The organism is Vagococcus sp. WN80Y, assembly GCF_059621045.1.
The window spans coordinates 136,146-151,477 of record NZ_JCAQHY010000001.1 but is presented as its reverse complement, the minus strand read 5'-3'; the positions used below and the strand labels follow the sequence as shown (position 1 = coordinate 151,477).

At 38.4% G+C, this 15,332-nt stretch carries 12 protein-coding genes; 3 read left to right on the top strand and 9 right to left on the bottom strand.

The window, feature by feature from the left end; all coding sequences use genetic code 11:
* Positions 1–2 precede the first annotated feature (2 nt).
* The 4 genes from AC5KOD_RS00695 to AC5KOD_RS00680 are packed head-to-tail and all read right to left on the bottom strand — an operon-like array spanning position 3 to position 4,219.
* Positions 3–281 carry a PTS sugar transporter subunit IIB gene (locus AC5KOD_RS00695; RefSeq protein ID WP_496912628.1) on the bottom strand — a complete coding sequence of 93 codons (279 nt, stop codon included), beginning with the start codon at positions 279–281 and terminating at the stop codon, positions 3–5.
* Positions 282–309: 28 nt separating this feature from the next.
* Complete coding sequence (locus tag AC5KOD_RS00690; RefSeq protein ID WP_496912627.1) at positions 310–1,671, bottom strand: PTS galactitol transporter subunit IIC; 1,362 nt, start codon at positions 1,669–1,671, stop codon at positions 310–312.
* A gap of 36 nt (positions 1,672–1,707) precedes the next feature.
* Positions 1,708–2,175, bottom strand: coding sequence for a PTS sugar transporter subunit IIA (locus AC5KOD_RS00685; RefSeq protein WP_496912626.1), 468 nt, complete (start codon positions 2,173–2,175; stop codon positions 1,708–1,710).
* Positions 2,156–4,219 carry a BglG family transcription antiterminator gene (locus tag AC5KOD_RS00680; RefSeq protein ID WP_496912625.1) on the bottom strand — a complete coding sequence of 688 codons (2,064 nt, stop codon included), beginning with the start codon at positions 4,217–4,219 and terminating at the stop codon, positions 2,156–2,158. Before AC5KOD_RS00680 ends, AC5KOD_RS00685 begins: the two co-directional genes overlap by 20 nt.
* A 202-nt stretch (positions 4,220–4,421) precedes the next feature.
* On the opposite strand from AC5KOD_RS00680, the gene AC5KOD_RS00675 reads away from it, so the two are divergent.
* The gene (locus AC5KOD_RS00675; protein WP_496912624.1) at positions 4,422–5,450 is read left to right on the top strand and encodes a zinc-binding dehydrogenase; all 1,029 of its coding nucleotides are present in this window, start codon (positions 4,422–4,424) and stop codon (positions 5,448–5,450) included.
* Between the two features lie 289 nt (positions 5,451–5,739).
* On the opposite strand, the gene AC5KOD_RS00670 is transcribed toward AC5KOD_RS00675, so the two are convergent.
* Both AC5KOD_RS00670 and AC5KOD_RS00665 read right to left on the bottom strand, forming a co-directional pair.
* Positions 5,740–5,955: a helix-turn-helix domain-containing protein gene (locus AC5KOD_RS00670; protein ID WP_496912623.1), complete on the bottom strand. Its 216-nt coding sequence runs from the start codon at positions 5,953–5,955 to the stop codon at positions 5,740–5,742.
* 467 nt (positions 5,956–6,422) lie between these two features.
* Positions 6,423–7,943, bottom strand: a complete 1,521-nt coding sequence (locus tag AC5KOD_RS00665) for a flavocytochrome c (RefSeq protein WP_496912622.1) — start codon at positions 7,941–7,943, stop codon at positions 6,423–6,425.
* A gap of 268 nt (positions 7,944–8,211) precedes the next feature.
* On the opposite strand from AC5KOD_RS00665, the gene mafR reads away from it, so the two are divergent.
* Positions 8,212–9,669, top strand: a complete 1,458-nt coding sequence (mafR, locus tag AC5KOD_RS00660; RefSeq protein WP_496912621.1) for a global transcriptional activator MafR — start codon at positions 8,212–8,214, stop codon at positions 9,667–9,669.
* Positions 9,670–9,947: 278 nt separating this feature from the next.
* On the opposite strand, the gene AC5KOD_RS00655 is transcribed toward mafR, so the two are convergent.
* Both AC5KOD_RS00655 and AC5KOD_RS00650 read right to left on the bottom strand, forming a co-directional pair.
* The gene (locus AC5KOD_RS00655) at positions 9,948–12,575 is read right to left on the bottom strand and encodes an HAD-IC family P-type ATPase (protein WP_496912620.1); all 2,628 of its coding nucleotides are present in this window, start codon (positions 12,573–12,575) and stop codon (positions 9,948–9,950) included.
* A 296-nt stretch (positions 12,576–12,871) separates the two neighbouring features.
* Positions 12,872–13,753 (bottom strand): SPL family radical SAM protein, encoded by an 882-nt coding sequence (locus tag AC5KOD_RS00650; RefSeq protein WP_496912619.1) that lies wholly within the window; start codon positions 13,751–13,753, stop codon positions 12,872–12,874.
* 186 nt (positions 13,754–13,939) lie between these two features.
* On the opposite strand from AC5KOD_RS00650, the gene AC5KOD_RS00645 reads away from it, so the two are divergent.
* Entirely contained in the window at positions 13,940–14,644 is a 705-nt protein-coding gene (locus tag AC5KOD_RS00645) for a TIGR00266 family protein (RefSeq protein WP_496912618.1), read from the top strand.
* Positions 14,645–14,756: 112 nt separating this feature from the next.
* On the opposite strand, the gene AC5KOD_RS00640 is transcribed toward AC5KOD_RS00645, so the two are convergent.
* Positions 14,757–15,026: a hypothetical protein gene (locus tag AC5KOD_RS00640; protein ID WP_496912617.1), complete on the bottom strand. Its 270-nt coding sequence runs from the start codon at positions 15,024–15,026 to the stop codon at positions 14,757–14,759.
* Positions 15,027–15,332 lie beyond the last annotated feature (306 nt).

The window sequence follows — 15,332 nt, the reverse complement described above, 5'->3', positions numbered from 1 at the left end:
AACTACTTCATGATCTCAATGATTTTAGCAATATCTTCATCCATCCCTATTCCTGTTAAAAAAGAAAGAGCTCTAATGACTGGAATCTCATCACTTTCATAAGACGTGGTAGTCACCACTAGGTCAGCCCCGTTTATTTTTGATGGCAATTCCGCTACCTTACATTGTTCCACGGTTGCATTGATATTGTTTTTTGCTAACTCCTCTTGAACGCGCATACTAACAACCGTTGATGTTGCAACACCTGTTCCACAAGCAATTAAAATATGTTTTTTATTCATGATGACACTCTCCTAATTTCTAATTATTTTATGATTCTGGAAATTGTTTTTTAATATCATTTCTTACCCAATACCACAGGCCACCATATAGGACCAACCCAACTATTCCTGAGGCAAAGGCCGGGACATTGGTTGGATCAATTAGTTTTAGCATGATCCAGAGAGTTAAGTGACTGCTCATATCAATCCCAGAAATCATCGTAGCTCCTTCTGGAAAAGCAAAGCCAACTGCATGTGCCATAGTCGTCGTTAACGCGCCTAGGTTAGTGGCAATAAAGAGCACCAGGCAAATAGAGACAATCGCATTTAACAACCCACGGAAAATATTGCCCTTTGAAGCTGCGACAGACCAAATAACTGTAAAAGGTAACACGGCTAAATCTGCAAATGGCAATAAACGGTTAAATGGCAGAATTGCTGCTAAAAGAATCGTAATTGGTACCATAATCAAGGCAACTGTAATAATCGCTGGATGCGCAGTCACAACAGCTGCATCTAACCCAATATAAACTTTTTTCCCAGGGAAACGTTTTTGAATAAAACTCTTAGCGGCATCCGCAATCGGCGCCAGTCCTTCCATCAATAATGCGACCATTCTTGGCATTAATATCATAACGGCCGACATTTGAATCCCTAATTGAATGATTGCCTGAGAATCATAGCCTGCCAAGAATCCCATGCCTATTCCTAAAATCAACCCAATCATCATCGGTTCTCCAAACAAACCGAGCTTATCCTTTAAATTTTTGGCATTGATATCGATTTTGTTCAAACCCGGTATTTTATCCCACAATCTGTTGAGGGCATACGTAATCGGAGCAAAGTTGACTGTCTCACCATGAGGCAGTGAAATCCCCGGTAGTCCAAAGAAATTCTCAACCGCCGGTGCTGTCCAGTCAGCCAATTTGAAGATAACAAACGCATTAATCAACGAACAAACTATCGCAATCCAGATTGACTTTGTCGCGTAGTAAATCATCGCTCCTGGAAAAATCAAATGCCAGTAATTCCATAAATCAACATCCATTGTTTTTGTCATATTGTAACGAAGTAAAATAATATTAAATATAAAGATAACCGGTATCAGCAAAACTGCGATTGGTGTCGCAAACGTAATCGCCGCTCCAATCGGCCAACCAACATCTAGAATGTCGAGATTCAACCCTAGACGCTCAATCATTGCTTGTGAAGCCGTTCCAACTGAATCAGACAAAAGACCAATGACTAAATTTAACCCAGTAAACCCTATCCCAACAGTCAACCCCGCTCGAAATGATTTACTTAATGATTGACCTAAAATCAAGCCAAAAACTGTTAAAATAATTGGCAACATTGCCGTTGCTCCTAAATCAAGAATATAATTAACAGCTGATTTAATAATTTCTAACATGCTTACATCTCCCTTATCATATTTTTCTTCCCACCACTAACAACTTATTTCCCCTAACAATTGATTGATTCTTGCCATGTCAGTCCCTTCTTTGATTAATTTTAAAGAGGCTTCATTTTGACATAAGCCAATTAATCTCTGTAACATCACTAATTGATTTTCGGGCTCCTTAATCGCAAGCATAAACACAATTTCTACCTCTACCTCTTGACCAGGACTCGCCATCACCTCAAACGTTACTGGTTTTTCAACTATCCCAACGAGAAATCCTTCATGAATGACATGCTCGCTATCGGTATGTGGAATCGCAACACTGATTCCCTTTGTTGGCAAACCTGTTGGGAACTCCTGTTCTCGAAGAACCACCGCCTGCTTATAACTTTCTTTAACATATTTTTCTTCAATCAGAACCTCACTCATTTTTTCCAAAAGTGTGACACGTTCTTCTGCGTCGAACTGTCCATACATAAATTGTTCTTTGGCATCATACAGTAATTTTTTCATTAATTATCCCCATCACTTCATTTTCTAATAGTTTAATCTGCTGCAGTATCTCGGCCTCGGTCTGACACTGATCCAATCGTTCGTCAAACTTTCCTCTACCTAATATTTCCGTTAAATTATACAAACAACTGCCAATATTATCCTGATCTGCAATACTAAAAGCGATCACATATTTGACTGGATCATTTTTTTGATGATTAAAATTAACAGGTATTTCTAACCTGACAAAACTCGCTCCCGTCACTAGCGCCCCATTCTCAGCGTTGGCATGGGGAATCGCGACTCCCGGATAAATCACCACATAAGAATCCAACTCATCAATAATCTCAATCATCGAATCAATATAAGTATCCGTAATTAAATGGTCGTTTAACAATAACTGCCCACCTAGAGTAACCGCTTCCTGCCAATTACTGGCCTGACCATCTAAAAGAACCCGCTGAGGAGGCAAGATATCAGATAATTTGGCAATCTCTCTCGTTGGTCTGGATTCCTTATCAGCATCAAAATGAGAAAAAAAGACCGTTTCAACGACTTGATTCTCTGTTACTTTTTGAGCCTGCAAATGATACACTTGTCGCTGAATTTCCATAATATTGGCTTCCGTTAAAATTGGCTTAACAATCACCAACGGCTCTGTAAATTGACTAATCGGCACAGTCGAAATAACTAAATCCTGTAACAACTGTGGACTCGTGAAAAGATCATGGGATGACGCAACGGAGACAATATCTATCTGCGGAAAAATTGTCTTGATTTTCGCTTTTAGCAATTGCGCCGTTCCCCTACCTGAGTTGCATACTAGCCGTACCTTGATAATTGGCTGATCACTGGTACTGTTTTCAATAATAGCCATCACATACATCACAATAAAAGAGACCTCATCGTCTGAAAAAGACTTTTGTAAATACGTCTCCAAATTCAGCAAACCACTTCTCACAATTGGGAAAATATCGCCGTATGACTCAAAAATTTCTGGCAATAATTCATTTTCAACCGTCGTATTTTCTTTAATCCGCAAGATAGATAATTTTAAGTGATTTTCCAATAATTCAAAGAGATCGCTATTTAAATAATATTTAATAGCTAACTTATGAGACAAATTAAAAATGAACTCATTAATCAAAATTTGAATTTCAATCGAATCAATCTTACGGCCATTGTTTTTCAAATAACTTTTTTGGCGTAAATTGGCTGTTAAGTAAAGCAATTCATTCTTAGAAAATACCACCTTAAACGCTTCTTCAATTTTGGTTGCCAAACACTTAGCAAGGCCGTACTTTGAACTGTTAACTAACTGCTCATGGTTATCAAGTTCAACAACCGTTTGCGATAAACGTAAGCGTTCGACCACAAGTACTAAATAACAAACCACCTCTTGATACGAAAAATCGGATAGCTGTAACTGATTTTCTCGTTCGGCTTCGATTAACAGCTGCTTCATCTTTTGATAGATGTTCTGCTTATCAATAATATTCAGCAACAAGTTTTGAAAAATATGATACTCATTTCCAAATGTATAATCATAATCGCTAGCGAACAATCCATTCATTAAAATCAATTTCAACATAGCTTGGCGGATGTCTACCTCTCTCCCATGTATTTGATACCCTTTGCCTACTTGAGAAAAAAGCTCCAATTGATTTTTCTTAAACCAGATTTTCAATTCTTCAATGTCACTAATCAAAGTGTTGCGACTAACTAGCACATATTCAGACAAATAATAAGTTGTAACATAGCTTTTTGAGGTTAATAATAACAACGCTAAAATGGTTCGCCGTTCGTTTTGTGATAGGCGATAATGCTGAAAGGAGGTATACGTTTTAAGCGCTTTCGTCCAATCGACATCAACAGTAAAGGTGATCATTCCATTCTCATCAAAGTAAAGCTGACCTTGTTTATCTACTTCGAATTGCTGATTAATTTCATTGATATCATTACGAATTGTTTGTTCCGATACTTTAAATAATTTTGCGTAATCCTGAAGCGTTTGTTTCTTGCCATGTAAAATATCCAGTATAATCTTATTAATTCTCCTGTTCATCTTGGGCACCTCCACAATTTCATTATAATTTAGAACACATTTTTCACAAGACCAATTCCTTTGATACCGATTTCAAACAATTTGTGTTAGCCACAAAATTGAGTTTTAAAACAGCCCATGCTATGATCCATTTATCCAGTATCCTCTTCTTTAGTTCATTATTTAGTACCGACTAAAACTTAACTAAGGAGCTAATTATACTATGAAAGCCTTACAAAAAACGAGACCGGGTTATGCCCACATGACCTACAAAACGGTGCCAGATCTGGCACCTGGAGTCAACGAAGTCAAAATCAAGGTTCTTTACTCTGGGATTTGCGGATCTGACATTCATAATTTCAAGGGCGAATATACCAAAGTAACGCCCTTAACACTTGGCCATGAGTTTTCTGGTCAAATCACTGCTATTGGTAAAAATGTCACCACTCTAGCGATTGGCGATTACGTTAGCAGTGAAACAACTTTCTCAGTTTGTGAAAAATGTAGCTACTGCCTAGAGAAAGACTATAATCTTTGCAGTGACCGTCAAGGTATTGGCACTCAGGTAGATGGGAGCTTTGCCGACTATGTTTTGGCAAAAGCGGACCGCTGCCACAAACTTCCCCAAAATATCTCCCCCCAATCGGCTGCCATGCTCGAACCACTAGCCTGTTGCGTCCATGCTGTAATGGAAAAAACCGTTATCCAGCCTAAGCAAGTTATCGCTGTTTTCGGCCCTGGCCCGATTGGCTTATTGATGTCATTAGTCCTAAAAACCTACGATGTTACAGTTGTTTTAATCGGAATTACTGCAGATAAAAAAAGGCTTGATCTAGCCTTAACCCTTGGAATCGATTGGGTGATTGATAGTCAAGGAGACAATTGGGAAGCTGAGCTTTTCACCTTAACTAATCATCAGGGAGTTGACCAAGTTTTCGAATGCTCTGGCAACTCAATCGCTCTTGATAACGCCTTTAAAATTGTTAAGAAAAAAGGACGTGTTATCCAAGAGGGACTCTTTGCAACCGATCGAATTGAACTAACCATCGACCACTTAATCCATAAAGAAATTGAATTTGTCGGTTCACGCACACAGAAGCCAAGTTCTTGGGTAAAAGCAATCGCTCTTTTAGAAGAAGGAACTCTCAACCTAGATCCGCTCATCACTGCTATTTATCCCTTAGTCCAATGGGAGGAAGCCTTCCACGCAGTCATGTCAGGCAATGAGATCAAAGTCTTGCTACAACCGTAGTTAGTTGAGTAACAAACAAAAAGAGCTGTACCCATTTTTGGGTGCAACTCTTTTTACTGATTCTATTAGTTTTCACAATGACAATAAATTTTCGAACTAGATTACAGGCTTGATATCATTCATGTACGCATTTCATTGACACCCTTTTTCACTATTCCTGTTATTTTATATTTAGTTACCTTTTAATCATGATAATCAGCCGACTGCCCTTTAGTGAATTTAGCCTGTCACATAGCGATAAACGTTTCATTTAACTTAATTTATGCCGCTAAAGGCCTCTTTAACACAACTATTTCAGTACTGTTTTATTTTTTGTTCTATCAAGTAAATAATCAATACTCACACCGAAATAATCAGCTACTTTCACCAATGTACCAGCAGTCCATTCGATTTTTCCTGTTTCATATTGAGAATATGTATTTTGTGAAACATTCAATAGATTTGCCATTTCTTGCTGAGTTACATCATTATCTTCTCTTATCGAACGAATAGTTAAATAGTTCATTTTTATCACCCAACCTTATTATAATTATCTGTAATAAAGATATTGACTTTTATCTGTAATAAAGATACTATAAATTTATTAACCATAATAAATAAAAAAGGAGATATAAATTATGACAAAAAATAAGCAACCAATCAAAGCCGTGTCTCACCAAGAGCTGTACCAGATAAAAGTAACAACTTCAATCATGGTCAACTATACTTGAATTATTAAATAAATTTTTTGATAATCGACTGATGCCTTTGGATAAGAAAAAAATCATAAGAGAATTTTACTCCTTATCTCAAATTTACGGACCATTTATTGACGATTTTTTAACCTGTACTGATAAATTAGAACATCAAATTGATCAATTATTGCTAAAAGAAAAAGTCAACGTTTGACAATATTCGGTTCCTTCTTAATCTAGTCAAAAAAAGCAACTCTATCACTGACAGAGTTGCTTTCTTGCGATTTAATTAAGCAAACTATTTAGCTGCTTTAACATACTCACTTGACTGATCGCCTGCTTGACGTCCGAAGATAATAATATCGGCAACAGCATTTCCACCAATCCGATTTTGTCCATGAAGGCCACCTGCAGCTTCACCAGCGGCATACAAGCCCTTAATTGACGTGCCATCTTCTTTTAAGACTTCTGTCTTAGTATTAATCTTAACCCCACCCATTGTATGATGGATTCCTGGTGCGATTTTTATCGCATAGTAAGGGGCTTTTGATAGGTCATTATCCATACCGGTTTCACGGTTAAATTCGCCATCTTTCTTATCCTTAACACTTGTATTCCAAGTGTCAACAGTCGTTGTTAGAGTTGCAGGATCAACGTCAATTTCTTTTGCAAGCTCTTCAATCGTTTTGCCTTCTTTTACAAAGCCCTGTTTTTGATAAAAATCAATCGCTGTTACCCGCTCTTTTACACCAGCATCAAAAATTAAGTAAGCCGCTTTTTCTTTCAACGCAATGATTGCAGCAGAAACAGTATCGCGAGTTTCTAATTCATTGATGAATCGTTTCCCATCTTGAGAAACAAGAATCGCGCCTTCACCACGAACCGCTTCTGTAATTAAGTAAGAAGTCTCTTGCTCAACCGTTGGGTGAATTTGAATTTCTTTCATATCAACTGTTGCCCCACCAAGTTTTTCAATCATCTTAATGCCGTCACCTTGGCTTCCTTCTTGGTTTGTTGTCACAAACCCTTCAAGATCCTTGTTATACTCAGTCACCATGTCTAAGTTGGCTCCAAAACCACCAGTTGCCACGATCACAGCTTTACCAGCAATTTCTTTCTCATCTTTTCCATTAAAGGTTACTTTAACACCAGAAACAGCGCCATCTTTTTCTTCAATTTCTTTGACATCCGCATCTGTAAACAATGGAATCTCACGCTCATGAACATTACGCAAAAGACCGTCTACTAAATACTGACCAACGGCTGATCCATCAGCGGGACGGTGAGTTCGCTTAACACTCATACCACCGGTTGTTGTTAAATTACTTAATTCAATTCCCATAGAATCTAACCAATCGATCGCATCTGAAGAATGGTCAACAAAATAACGTAATAACTCTTTATCATTCGTATCCTTGCCGCCTTTTAACGTTTCATCAAAAAATAAATCATTTGAATCTTCAATGCCTTCTGCTTTTTGATACTTCGTTTCTGAAGCGTTCATCCCAGCCGAAGCCTTAACCGTATTTCCACCTGCTACAGGCATTTTTTCAAAAATAACTGGGTTCAAGCCTTTTTCCTTCGCTTCAATTGCTGCTGCCATACCGCCGCCACCTGCGCCAACAATAATGACATCATAGCTATCTTTCAATTCATCTAATGATGTTTTTTTCTGTTCAGAAGCACCTGATGTTGCATCTGATTTTTCTGTTGTTTCCTTTGTTTCAGTCGTTGCTTTCTGTTCTGCTTTACCACACCCCACAGCCAACATCATGACTGATACTAATGAGACTAATCCTATTCCTAACTTGCGTTTCATTTGAACTCCCCCTTGATTAAAAACTAGATAAACCTGGCTACCGTACTCCTGTAACCCTTGTTTACCACTATCTTAGTTTAACAAAAAGATTGTGAAATATCAATCAAAGTTTCAAGTTCTCATTCTTTCTTAATAATTTGACTGATTAATCCTCCCTTATTAAACAAGGCTTCTTCTTTTCCGCAACAGCTAATCAGTGATATACTATGAAGCAACAGGCCTATTTAACTTACCTTAGGCCACTTTTAATAGATAAGGAGACTCTGATATGTACCAATTGGCTCAAAGCTTAATCATAGAAAAAGACCTCGCTCGCAAAGTTAGTTTACTGGAATTTTTAACACATGCTGAAACAGTCACGGTCAAAGAAATTGCGGATCAAATCGGCGCCTCAGCTCGAACGATCTCATCTGATATTCAACAATTGCGTGACTCGCTGCCTAAGGGCTGGCAGATTGATTCCCTAGGAAATTCCGGCATTCGTTTGCGCCAACAAGGCTCTGTTCCTATCATCAGCCTTTGGGAAGAACTTGTGGAAGAATCCATCAGCTTTCAATTACTCAAACTGCTTTTTCGTGGTCAAAAACTTTCGGAAAGCGCGGTAGCCACTCATCTAGGCACCTCCCCAGAAAGTTTAAGACGTCTGATTGCTTTTCTAAACAAGGAGCTTTTCCATTATCATTTGACTATTTCAACTAAAAATAACGTCGTTTTAGAAGGGTCAGAAGCGGATATCCGGATTTTTTATCACCGCCTACTTTTACCCTTTACCCACACAAATTTCTTTTTTGATGACTACCCTATTCACGAAAATTTTTATTCTGACTTTCTAAATGAGTTAGATAACCAACAGTTAGCTCCCTCTGTAGAGCGCATCTGGGGAATTTGTTGGTATTTCATTAATACGATTCGCATCAAAGCAAATTGTCGAATTGATATTGAAGGCACTCATATTAATGACCCACTTTTTCAACTTTATTCACCTTACATCACTCAACTTTATCAAAAAGAAGGCATCTATCTCGATGGTGAAGAAGGTTTCTTCGCTTTTTATTGCTTTATTGAAAGTTGGAATTTCAGTGCCACCCCGCCAACTAAAACTGAAAATTATGTTAGAGCTCATTATCAAGACCTGCAACAAGCTTGTATCAAAACTGTTGCTCAGCTTTCGCAAGCCCTTGATCGTGACCTAACTCATACCTTTTTCTCAAAAAATTTACTCTTACTCTTTTTGAAATACACTGAGTCAACTAGTTTATCTGAGAAATTTGTCTTAGCTCATCTCGAAGTTTTTAATTACGGCAAACAAACCTATCCAGATTATTGGCAAGTATTAGCTCGCTTTTTACCAGAATCACCTTTCTACCAAGCACTTGCTTATCCTGAACACTTTATCAGCTCAGCAGTGTTACTTCTAGCAGAAGCAATCAGTCAAGAAACTAGCGCTCGTCGCCATATCTACTTCATCTACCAAGGCGAACCTGCTTGGAAGGCCTACTTAGCTAACGAATTAGACGCTATTTTTGGTGGAAGAATTTCACTGACTTCCATCGAAATGGAAGAATTATTGACGAAAAAGCTGGCCACGGAAGATGTTATCGTCACTAATCAACCCGTTGATGAAACCTTACCGAATAAAATTTTCTATATCTCCACCATCCCTACAAAAAATGATCTAAACCGAATTAAAGAACACTTTTCAGCTTTGTATTTTTCAGGGTTATAGTAAACAAACAAGGGGCTGTGACATAAGTCACGCCCCAATTTTATTTCGCGTATATTGTGCGATAAACGCGTTCCAAAAGTCTACTCACTACGTTTTACTACGCTACGCTTCGTTGTCCTAAACTTCTAAGCAATTAAAGTTGCAAGCCATCATTCTTTGGACTTTAGCCCTTAGAAATGAGGGACATCGAAGAGAGTTAAGATATCGAAGTTTACGTAGTGCTCGGAGCAAAACGACTTTTGTCACAGCTCCTTGTTAAAGCTACTATCTAGTAATTCCTAAGCAGCCTCTGTAGCCTCTTTCATTTGGCTAAGTTTTCCTTTAATCCACTTTGTTGTCATTTTCTCAAGCTCTACAACTACGAAGATAATGACCCCAATTGCTAAGACTAAACCATGTTGTTGCATAGTCAGACCTGTAGTGCCTATTACGCCTTGAACTACTGGCACATAGATTACAATCAACTGTAAAACAGCCAAGATTACTAAAGAAATCCAGATTGAACGATTCTTCAATAGCCCTTTGTTCAATGAGAAATCCGTTAACTCGCGACAATTTATCATATAAAAAGCTTGAGACATGGCGATGCTTTGTAGCAAAATAGTTTGTTGAACGGCTGCTGACTCAAACTGGTACATCAAGATGAATCCTAGACCTGTTATCATCACTGAGACATAAACGATTCTAAAGAGAGCGTAGCCCGACAAAATATTCTCCTTTGGGTCACGAGGATTACGCTTCATCGTATCCTTATGTGCAGGCTCAAAGCCTAAGGCATAAGAAAGCGTAATGGTAGTGACCATGTTCAACCATAAAATTTGAATCGGTGTAAGAGGTAACGGATGATTTGTCAGTAGCGCCACGATTACAACAAGTCCCTGTGCCAATGCCGTCGGTAAGAAGAAATTAATCGTCTTTTTCAAGTTATCGAAAACACGACGACCTTCCTTAACTGCTTTTGAGATTGTCGCAAAATTATCATCTGCTAAAACCATATCGGCAGATTGCTTACTTACTTCACTCCCTTTTATCCCCATAGCAACACCAATATCAGCCTTCTTTAAAGCCGGTGCGTCATTCACACCATCGCCAGTCATACCAACTACTTCACCGTTAGCTTGCAGAGCCGTAACGATTCTCAACTTATGAGCAGGTGTCGTACGAGCAAAGATATCATGAGTTCTGACTTGTTGCTGTAGCTCTTCATCACTCATCGTGTCAATTTGATACCCCTCAAGACCATTTTTCACATGCTTCAAACCAATTTGCTGACCAATAGCTGAGGCAGTATCAATATGATCACCAGTAATCATCTTCACCTGAATACCAGCCGCTAAACTCTCAGCCACCGCTTGAATCGCTGACGCTTTCGGCGGATCAATAATCCCCACAATTCCTACTAGCGTTAGCTCCTGCTCTATACTCTCATGACTCAACTCACCACAAGTCGGTGTTAATTTACGGTAACCAAAGGCCAGAACCCGTTGCCCCTGCTTCGCCAGTTCACTCGCCTTATTTTGCCAAAAATCTGAACGAAAAGCAGTAGTTGCACCACTCTCAGCCTGTAACTCGGACGTAGCAAACTGAAATAATACATCTGGTGCTCCCTTGACATAAAGTAGCTTCTCACCGTTAACCTCATGGACTGTCGCCATGTACTTATGCTTTGAATCAAATGGACACTTGTTAATCGTTGACAAACGAGGCACCTGATACTCTTTTGAATAATGCAATAAGGCTGTCTCTGTCGGATTTCCTTTAACAGAATCCAACTCCTGCCCCTCATGCTCAAGAGTATCTTGACAATTCTCCATGATGCTAAGTAAACGATCTTGATTATCGAGCACCTGATTCTCTTGCACATTAACCGACTCATCTGGCGTGACAATTGAAACAACCGACATCTCGTTTTTAGTTAGTGTTCCTGTCTTATCAGAGCAAATCACTGTCATTGAACCGAGTGTCTCAACTGCTGGCATGCTTTTTACAATAGCCTGCTCCTTTGCCATTCGACTTACTCCCATTGATAAAATCATCGATAGAACCGCTGGTAACCCCTCAGGAACAACCGCTACAATTAACGCGATTACAGCTGATACCAATAAATTCAATTCCATGCCATAACGAAACGAAGTAAAGAAGATCAAGAAAATACTGAAAAACATCAACCCTTTAAAAATCTGCTTATTCAAGGTATTCATCTTGCGCAGTAACGGTGTTTCCTGTTTCGGAACAGCCTGTAACGCTTGATTGATTTGACCAATCTCTGTTCCATCACCTGTCGCCACGACAATTCCACTACCAGAACCAGACTGAATCTGGGTCCCAGAAAAAGCCATATTTACTTGATCACCTATTGTCGCCTCACCTTGTAGCACATGATGACTCTTCTCGACAGGTAATGACTCCCCCGTCAAAATAGCTTCTTCAATTACTAACTGATGCGTCTCAACTAATCGTACATCCGCAGGGACGATATCACCAGATTTCAAGACAATAACATCACCAACAACTAAGGCTTCTGATGAAATAGTCGTGCGCTGTCCTTCAGAAAGAATCGTTGCCTCAGCTCCCAAAAGTTGACTAATTCCATTGAGTGATTCTTCCGCCTTTTTCTCCTGCCAATACCCAATCAACGCATTGATAATAACAACTGCGAAGATAATAACCATCTCTGCATAACTACCCGTAACAGCCTTTAATACCCCTGCTACCATCAAGATAATCATCAACAAGTCCTTAAAATGCTTGGCTATTTTTTGCCACTCCTTGATTTCCTGTTTCCCTGTTAATTTATTTTCACCGTTCTCCGCTAAACGTGTTTGACGATCACTCTCGCTTAGCCCAATTGCTGAACTCTTTAACGTCTTATAGATTTCACTTACTTTTACTTGATACCATTTCATAGTATCCGCTCCCTTCTATTATCTGCTTCTCGAAGGTGATTTAGCTCTTATAGAAAAACAGAAAAAATGAGGTAATGGTCACGTCACTTTTTATCTTTTCCTGAAGAGCTAGCTCGTGAAGCCACTCTTGATTACTTTTTAAGTATATAGTGAAAATAGAGATGATTAATTGCAACTTTTTCATAAAGCTCTGCAAATTTTCAGGTTTTCATCTATACGTTTCTACTCAACGCAAAAAAGGACAGAGTAAACGCCTCTCTCCTTTACTTATTTCATAATAAGAAGCAACTAATACATTAAAACAATCGCCCTTGTTCAATTTTGTATGGACTATGGATCCCTTCGATGATTTTTGGCATTTCATAGACTAAACCAAGGGTTTGGCATAACTCTTTTAATCGCCACTCTAATTCTCGCTGATTAACACTCCCACAATAATACTGATTCCCATATATCTGTTTATACTTTGCTAACTTCTCAGGAAAATATCTCGCCAAAAAAGCAAAATAATGATCTCGTTGACGATCTCTTAGTGTCATTCCTAACATCGGATATACATAACGAGCACCATTTTGACTCGCTTTTTCAATAACTCTTTTAATCATCTGCCAATTATCCGTAATAAAAGGCAATACAGGCATCAACATGATTCCTGAATAAATCCCTGCTTTCGCTAGTTTTTCTAATGCAAGTAATCGGTCAGAAGGTAGACTGACATTTCGTTCAAGTTGCTTAGCTAAGCCATCCTCAGCCGTACTCAAGGACAAGCTGACATTGACAGGCGAATGCCCCTTAATCTCCTGTAATAATGCGATATCCCTCACAACTAACTGACTTTTAGTGGCTAAGGATACTCCAAAACCATGATAATCAATTAATTCTAGCGTTTTCCGTGTTAATAATTCCTTACGCTCATAATAATTATATGGATCTGACATCGAACCAGCACCTACAGTTCCCTTTTCTCGCTTACTTTGAAGTTCTTGATGCAACAAGTTAATCCCATTTTCTTTTCCACGGACCCGATCAAATTCTTCAATTTGATAACACTCACTACGAGAATCACAATAAACGCACCCATGATGGCAGCCTTTATATAAATTCACGGTATAATCTGTTCCAAACCACTCAGATGTTTTATTCTTCATTAAAATCGATTTCGCTGGCACATAATCCATACACGTCACCTCTATCAGTTATTATAAAAGCTAACACTATGAGAGAGTCAAGTCTTTTCAGTTATAAAATAAGTTCCTTTAAAGATATACTTTGTATTCTGCCAAAACTCTGCTAAACTTAATAATAAGTAACAGTGTTTACATAAAAAGTATCGACAATAGACGATAAAAAATGGAGGATAATACATGAAATACAACTTAACAGCAGGAACAGCGTTTCCCTTAGTTGAAATTAGTTTAGACCGTGGTGAACAAATTAAAATGGAACGAGGTGCCATGGTTTATCACAACGGGCAAATCGAACTGGAAGGTAAGATGAATAGCAACGGCAAGGCTGGTTTAGGTGGCGTCATCAGCGCACTTGGCCGTTCAATGACTAGTGGCGAAAGCTTCTTTATTTCCCAAGCACGCGGACTTGAAGATAATGCTAAAATTGCTATTGCCCCTCCTTCTGTGGGATCAATTCGCGAACTGCAAGTCGGTGATGTTCACTGGCGTCTAAACACTGGCGTCTTCTTAGCCTGTGATGATAGTGTGACTTATAACATGAAAAAACAAAAATTAAGTGGCGCTTTATTTGGTGGCACAGGTGGCTTTTTCGTTATGGAAACCTCTGGTCGTGGTTCTCTACTTGTAACTAGTTTTGGTGACATCGTTGAATTAACACTGGATGGCAGTGTGCCATTTATCATTGATAATGAGCATGTAGTTGCATGGGAAGACGCTCTTGATTATAATATCCGAGTCGCTTCTGGCACATTTGGCTTTACGACTGGTGAAGGTCTTGTTAACGAATTCCACGGTCGTGGTAAAGTTCTTATCCAAACTCGTAATATTCAAGGGTTGGCTGGTGCTTTGGCTAAATTTATTCCAAGCTCAAGCAGTAAATAATCATCATTCACCATTTAAAACAAAAAAGCGTAAAATCAGAATAACTGATTTTGCGCTTTTTTATTGAGATAACCCGCATGGTTTATGTGGCGATACTTACGCTATTTTTTAGTCAAAATGACGGTAGATCAAGAAGCGGATCGTACTCCTCTGTCACATTTTTAGTTCGAACATAAGGCTCTTTATAAAACAATTGAACAGGCTCTATTTCTCTTTCGTTGCCGTCGATATCAAAATAAAAGTAAGTAACCCCCATATCAAGATAGGTCACTAATATTTTTATTCCCAGATAGTCACCTTGTGCTAGTTTTACCTCATAAATACTTTCAGTTGATTCATGAGTATGGTCGCTTCGTCTGAGATTAGTAATTTGATGTCTCATTACCTTCATCTCCTTTAGCCATAAACTACCACAAAAAAATATTTTCGTAAATTAAAACGACTGTTATTGAACTTTTTTTTATGTATAAACTATGACTACAAGTAAGAATAAATCTGATAATATCGTATTAAAAAATAATTTATTTGAACAAGGGATTGCTACTCTCATTGAAGTACTAATTTTTCTTGAAGTTTCCTAATTCCGGATAGTCAATAGCCTAAATTAATTAAATCACAACTAGTTCCAAAAAAACGAGAGTGAGACAAAAGTCCCACCCTCAATAAGGAGCACTACACATTATTTAGC

Coding starts and splice junctions, on each gene's coding strand:
- AC5KOD_RS00690 (WP_496912627.1), bottom strand. CDS start 1,671: ATGTTAGAAATTATTAAATCAGCTGTTAATTATATTCTTGATTTAGGA.
- AC5KOD_RS00650 (WP_496912619.1), bottom strand. CDS start 13,753: ATGGATTATGTGCCAGCGAAATCGATTTTAATGAAGAATAAAACATCT.
- mafR (WP_496912621.1), top strand. CDS start 8,212: ATGTACCAATTGGCTCAAAGCTTAATCATAGAAAAAGACCTCGCTCGC.
- AC5KOD_RS00655 (WP_496912620.1), bottom strand. CDS start 12,575: ATGAAATGGTATCAAGTAAAAGTAAGTGAAATCTATAAGACGTTAAAG.
- AC5KOD_RS00665 (WP_496912622.1), bottom strand. CDS start 7,943: ATGAAACGCAAGTTAGGAATAGGATTAGTCTCATTAGTATCAGTCATG.
- AC5KOD_RS00645 (WP_496912618.1), top strand. CDS start 13,940: ATGAAATACAACTTAACAGCAGGAACAGCGTTTCCCTTAGTTGAAATT.
- AC5KOD_RS00695 (WP_496912628.1), bottom strand. CDS start 281: ATGAATAAAAAACATATTTTAATTGCTTGTGGAACAGGTGTTGCAACA.
- AC5KOD_RS00670 (WP_496912623.1), bottom strand. CDS start 5,955: ATGAACTATTTAACTATTCGTTCGATAAGAGAAGATAATGATGTAACT.
- AC5KOD_RS00680 (WP_496912625.1), bottom strand. CDS start 4,219: ATGAACAGGAGAATTAATAAGATTATACTGGATATTTTACATGGCAAG.
- AC5KOD_RS00640 (WP_496912617.1), bottom strand. CDS start 15,026: ATGAGACATCAAATTACTAATCTCAGACGAAGCGACCATACTCATGAA.
- AC5KOD_RS00675 (WP_496912624.1), top strand. CDS start 4,422: ATGAAAGCCTTACAAAAAACGAGACCGGGTTATGCCCACATGACCTAC.
- AC5KOD_RS00685 (WP_496912626.1), bottom strand. CDS start 2,175: ATGAAAAAATTACTGTATGATGCCAAAGAACAATTTATGTATGGACAG.